Source organism: Haemophilus parainfluenzae (genome assembly GCF_003252755.1).
In the GTDB taxonomy this organism is placed as follows: Bacteria; Pseudomonadota; Gammaproteobacteria; order Enterobacterales; family Pasteurellaceae; genus Haemophilus_D; species Haemophilus_D parainfluenzae_N.
This window is the reverse complement of the sequence record NZ_QEPT01000017.1, coordinates 1-5,300: the sequence shown is the minus strand read 5'-3', so window position 1 is coordinate 5,300 and position 5,300 is coordinate 1. Positions and strand designations below refer to the sequence as shown.

Sequence of the window (5,300 nt, the reverse complement as noted above, 5' to 3'; positions counted from 1 at the left end):
GACCAAGGTTTACGTTTCGCAATCCGTGAAGGTGGCCGTACAGTAGGTGCTGGTGTTGTTGCGAAAATCATCAAATAATTGATGTATTAACTGTAACAAGTTAGATTAAGAAGGCGTATCGAAAGATACGCCTTTTTGTTTTTTATCAATGAATGTAATTTTTATGATAGAAAGTGCGGTCAAAAATTATGTTGTTTTGGTATGATACATAATCATTATTTATACGGGTATTTTTATGCAACAACTACCATTTAAAGCCGTTGTCTCTGATCTTGATGGCACGCTACTTAATACCAATCATGCAATTGGTGAGTTTACTATTGATGTATTGAATAAATTAGAACAAAAAGGTGTAGATATTATTTTAGCAACGGGTCGTAATCATACGGATGTTGCTTCTATTTTAGACAAGATTGGTACGGAGTATGCCGTGATGATAACCTCTAATGGGGCGAGAGTGCGTGACCTAAAAGGTAACCTTATTTATAGCAATAGTCTTCCAGAAGAAATCGTGCTTGAGCTGTACAAAATTCCGTTTGATCGCACCAAAATTTGTATCAATACTTATCAGGATGATGGTTGGTTTATCAATACAGATGTCCCTGAATTGGAAAAATACCATAAAGATTCAGGTTTTATGTATGAAGTGGTTGATTTCACAAAGCATCATGGAAGAGGAACTGAAAAAGTATTTTTTATTGCTCATGATCCTAAAGATCTAATCGAACTAGAAGATTATCTTAGAACGCATTTGGGTGATAAAACGACGATTGTTTATTCTGCTTTGACTTGCTTAGAGGTGATGAATAAAAATATATCTAAAGGTGATGCATTAGCTCATCTATTAAAAAATAGAAATTATGGATTAAAAGATTGTATTGCTTTTGGTGATGGGCAGAATGATATTGAAATGCTTTCTTGGGTTGGTAAAGGTTATGTGATGGCAAATGCTGATCCTCGTTTAAAGGAAGCTTGTCCTGAACTGGAAGAGATCGGGTTTAATAAAGATGAAGCAGTGGCTAAACATTTAGCAATGCTTTTTGGTATTAAATAGATGTTTCAGTCAATTTTTCTGGTTAGTGCCGGTGCAGCGCTTGGTGCCTCTTTACGCTGGGGATTAGGTTTATGGCTTAATTCACTGTTTAGTTCATTTGCATTTGGCACACTTGTGGCTAATTTTATTGGCTGCTTTTTGATGGGAATTCTAGTGGCAGCCTTTTGGATATTCCCTCAATTTAGTTCTGAATGGCGATTATTCTTAGTGACCGGGTTTCTTGGTGCACTCACCACGTTTTCCTCTTTTTCAGGAGAAGTGATTGAACACTTTTTTAAAGAAGAATGGGTAAATGGGTTATTCGTTTTAGTGAGTCATTTACTTGGTTGCTTAATTTTTACAGTATTAGGAATTTATTTCTTTAGGCTCATCAGTCTTCTATTCCATTTCCGATAAAATCGCTAAATTCTTCAGAATAAAATCCATGAGAGAGCATATACTGCCAAATTTTTTGTTTGCTTTTGGTTGTTTGAGGTTCTGCATAATTAGGAAACTTTTTACGTAGAACCTTTTCTGAGATTTCAGTCCAATTAATTTCACTTTCTACAAGAACTTCATTTATTACGTCTGAAGATACACCTTTTAGTTGACGTAATTCTTGTTTAATACGATTTGCACCATACCCATGTTGTGAACGTGCGTGTAAATAATTTTCAGCAAATCGCTTATCATTTTGCCAGTTTTTTTTCTGGCAGTAAGCAATCGTTTCATCGATCTCATCTTCTGTAAATGCTTTTTCCTGCATTTTATTGCGTAGTTCAAATTCGCTATATTCACGTCGAGCAAGTAAATTAACGACATAGCTCAAAGCAAGAGAAGACATAGAAATTCCTTTTAGGTGAAATACAGTTGAAATAAAAAGTGCGGTCAGTTTTGACCGCACTTTTAGTGATTAGAAATCGCTTTCTGCGTCATCATTAGATTGTTCAATATCAGCCATTAATGCTTGTTCTGGGTTAGCGACTAATTCAGCACGAAGCTTCGCTTCAAGTTCGTCTGATTTCGCAGGGTTTTCATGTAACCATTTCATCGCATTAGCTTTACCTTGACCAATTTTTTCACCGTTGTATGCATACCATGCACCGGACTTCTCAACAAGTTTGTGCTTAACACCGAGTTCAATTAATTCGCCAGCTTTGGAAATCCCTTCTCCGTAAAGAATTTGGAAATCAACTTGGCGGAAAGGTGCTGCTAATTTATTTTTTACGACTTTAACACGAGTTTCGTTACCAATTACCTCATCTCCATCTTTAACTGAACCAGTACGACGGATATCTAAACGAACAGAAGAGTAGAATTTTAGCGCGTTACCACCAGTTGTGGTTTCTGGGTTACCAAACATAACACCTATTTTCATACGAATTTGATTAATAAAGATAACAAGGCAGTTTGCATTTTTGATTTGACCAGTTAATTTACGTAGCGCTTGAGACATTAAACGCGCTTGTAAACCCATGTGTGAATCACCCATTTCGCCTTCAATTTCAGCTTTCGGGGTAAGTGCAGCAACAGAGTCTACAATAACGACATCTACAGCTCCAGAACGAACTAAGGCATCACAAATTTCAAGTGCTTGTTCACCATTATCTGGCTGGGATACTAAAAGTTCTTTCACATCAACGCCAAGTTTTGCTGCATAAATAGGATCAAGTGCATGTTCCGCATCGATAAACGCACAGGTTTTACCTACTTTTTGTGCTTGAGCGATAACAGATAACGTTAAGGTTGTTTTACCAGAAGATTCAGGTCCAAAAATTTCAACAATACGACCCATTGGTAAACCACCAATACCAAGAGCGACATCAAGACCTAAAGAACCCGTTGAAACAGATTCAACGTCAAGGGCTTGAGTATCACCCAATTTCATAATTGAGCCTTTACCGAATTGTTTTTCAATTTGACCAAGTGCTGCTGCGAGTGCTTTTTGCTTTTCTTCTTGAGTTGCCATATAAAACCTTCTTGAATAGAGTTATCTAAATTTGGCTAGATTATATCTGTATTGATGTACAGTATCAAGAGAAAATTTTTTCCTCGATGAAAAAATGTGAACTAGATTCCAAATTTTAGAAATAGTTTATTTAAAATCAACTTTTTAAGTATTTTTGTAGATCTTGAATTTGTGCTTCGAGAATTTTTTCACCCATTTTATATACAGTTCTTATTTTGGCTTCATCTCGTTCTAATCGACCTATATTGAGTGATACATTTGGGCGAATCACAAAGATTTTATTTTGTTTTTCTAAGCGAATGATTTCTTCTACTTGTTCATTATAAGTGCGGTAGCGATTTTCTAAGGTTTTAACTAAGTGTGGATATTTGCGATAAAAAAGCTTGAATAAAAAAGAAGAAGATTTTGTTTTACGGTAGTCGATCGGTTGGGTTAAAACAACAATGATTTTATTGCAACCAAGCTCTTGTGCTTTTTCAAATGGAATACTATCAGCAACTCCACCGTCTAAATATTTTTGTCCATTGATTTCCACAAATTGTGAGACAAAAGGCATAGCGGAAGTTGCTCTGAAGTATTCCATTTCTTCAAAAACATTTTTGATTTTGAAATATTCAGCTTTGCCATTGTCAATGTTTGTGGCTGCTAAATAGAAATCAATGTGAGATTTCTCGAATTCATTTTGATCAAAAGGGTCGAGATTAAAGGGGAGGTCATAGAAAGCGAAATTTTTATTGATAATATTGCCAGTTGTAAAAAGGCTACGAAATCCCATATAGCGCTTATCTTTAAGATATTTTAAGTTATATCTCAATGCTCTTTCTTTTTGATTGGATGCGTAATTTATGCCAAATAACGCGCCCGCAGAAACGCTAATAATTTTATTTATTTGAATGTTTTGTTCCATTAGAGCGTCAAGGACACCTGCGGTGAACATGCCTCTCATGCCACCACCTTCGAGAACAAGTCCGGTTATCATTATTTATTCCTAGATGTTAAAAATTTTAATAGGCTTAAGTGATTAATTATAATCTTGTTTCCACCAATCTCCTTGTTTATTTTTAAATAAATTTTACATTTGCGATCTATCTCACAAAATTGAAAATTTCTTTTAGTTATACCTGGTTGATTATGATATAACTATTCCATAGTAGTGCTTCTTAGTTATAGCTAAATAAAATAAACTTTACTCTAAGGAGAGCTTTAAAATGAAAATCCTAACGATGCCCAATGATAATATTATCAGAGTGTGTAATTTACTAAATCAACTGATTGGAGATGTAACAAGCAAAAACCTATTTACTGGATATGGATTATTCCATAAAGATAAGGATATGTTTGCTGTTTGGATTAATAATAAGGTTTACTTGAGGGCTAAAGGTGAACTTTCTATAAAATTAAAAGGGTTGGGCTGTAAAGCCTTTGCAACAAATGAACTCAATAAACGCTTTGTGTTATCTGATTATTATGCTTTAACTGAGAGTATCTTGAAAGATAATGCCTTAATGAGAACTTTGATCATTCTTTCAATAACTCAAATAAGGAAGGAAAAACTCGAGTCTGCGCTCTCTAAGATTGGACGGATTCGTGATTTACCGAATTTATCTATTAAATATGAACGAGCACTAAAGAAAGTCGGTATTGATAATGTGGATATCTTACGACAAATAGGTGCTGAAAATGCAATTGTTCGTTTGAAGAAAGCGGATATTGGAGCAACAGAAGCTTTTTATTGGCGGCTTCGCGGTGCTTTAGAAAATCGCAATTGTGAGTTTTATACGGAAAAAGAGAAGGAAAGAGGACTTTGTAAACTTAATGAAATACTCTCTGCTAATGGCTTTAGGCGCTGTAAACGGGCCTTAAAAAAGGTTGAATAACATCACTTAAATGTAATGGCGTATAAAAAATAATCTATTGATAGTTTTTTTTACAAAAAGAGCTTGCAAAGGCATCTGAAATGCCTATAATACGCCCCACACAACGACGCGCTGTTGTGAATCTTAAGAAAAACCGGTGCGTCGTTCTTTTTTGCTCTTTAACAATATATCAGACAATCTGTGTGGGCACTTGTTGATTGACTTGTTTTAAAAATATTTTTTAATTTTGAAGTCTTAATAGGTGCTAACTAGAAATTCATAATACTTTTTTAAGTAGTGACATTTTATGTCAGCAGTATTGAGCGATTGAACTTGAATTGAAGAGTTTGATCATGGCTCAGATTGAACGCTGGCGGCAGGCTTAACACATGCAAGTCGAACGGTAACATAAAGAAGCTTGCTTCTTTGATGACGAGTGGCG

General features: G+C 35.1%; 7 protein-coding genes and 1 rRNA gene. 5 read left to right on the top strand and 3 right to left on the bottom strand.

The window, feature by feature from the left end:
• From DPV95_RS10300 to crcB, 3 genes are all read left to right on the top strand, one after another.
• Window positions 1-78 (top strand): EF-Tu C-terminal domain-related protein (locus tag DPV95_RS10300; RefSeq protein WP_457758357.1); only part of this gene is annotated, 78 nt, incomplete at its 5' end.
• Between the two features lie 157 nt (window positions 79-235).
• Complete coding sequence (locus tag DPV95_RS10295; protein WP_049368003.1) at window positions 236-1,054, top strand: Cof-type HAD-IIB family hydrolase; 819 nt, start codon at window positions 236-238, stop codon at window positions 1,052-1,054.
• Window positions 1,055-1,450, top strand: coding sequence for a fluoride efflux transporter CrcB (gene crcB, locus DPV95_RS10290; protein WP_049368004.1), 396 nt, complete (start codon window positions 1,055-1,057; stop codon window positions 1,448-1,450). It abuts the gene before it with no gap.
• Here crcB and recX read toward each other — a convergent pair.
• The 3 genes from recX to DPV95_RS10275 all read right to left on the bottom strand — a co-directional run bounded on the left by recX (window position 1,425) and on the right by DPV95_RS10275 (window position 3,981).
• On the bottom strand, window positions 1,425-1,877 hold the full coding sequence (gene recX / locus DPV95_RS10285; protein WP_049368005.1) for a recombination regulator RecX: 453 nt from the start codon (window positions 1,875-1,877) through the stop codon (window positions 1,425-1,427). The genes crcB and recX overlap by 26 nt on opposite strands.
• A gap of 69 nt (window positions 1,878-1,946) precedes the next feature.
• Window positions 1,947-3,002, bottom strand: a complete 1,056-nt coding sequence (recA, locus tag DPV95_RS10280) for a recombinase RecA (protein ID WP_014064545.1) — start codon at window positions 3,000-3,002, stop codon at window positions 1,947-1,949.
• A 136-nt stretch (window positions 3,003-3,138) separates the two neighbouring features.
• The gene (locus DPV95_RS10275) at window positions 3,139-3,981 is read right to left on the bottom strand and encodes a patatin-like phospholipase family protein (protein ID WP_049368006.1); all 843 of its coding nucleotides are present in this window, start codon (window positions 3,979-3,981) and stop codon (window positions 3,139-3,141) included.
• Between the two features lie 229 nt (window positions 3,982-4,210).
• Between DPV95_RS10275 and DPV95_RS10270 the strand changes: the two genes are divergently transcribed.
• Window positions 4,211-4,879 (top strand): TfoX/Sxy family DNA transformation protein, encoded by a 669-nt coding sequence (locus DPV95_RS10270; RefSeq protein ID WP_080351323.1) that lies wholly within the window; start codon window positions 4,211-4,213, stop codon window positions 4,877-4,879.
• A gap of 314 nt (window positions 4,880-5,193) precedes the next feature.
• Window positions 5,194-5,300, top strand: a 16S ribosomal RNA gene (locus DPV95_RS10265); the annotation flags it as partial.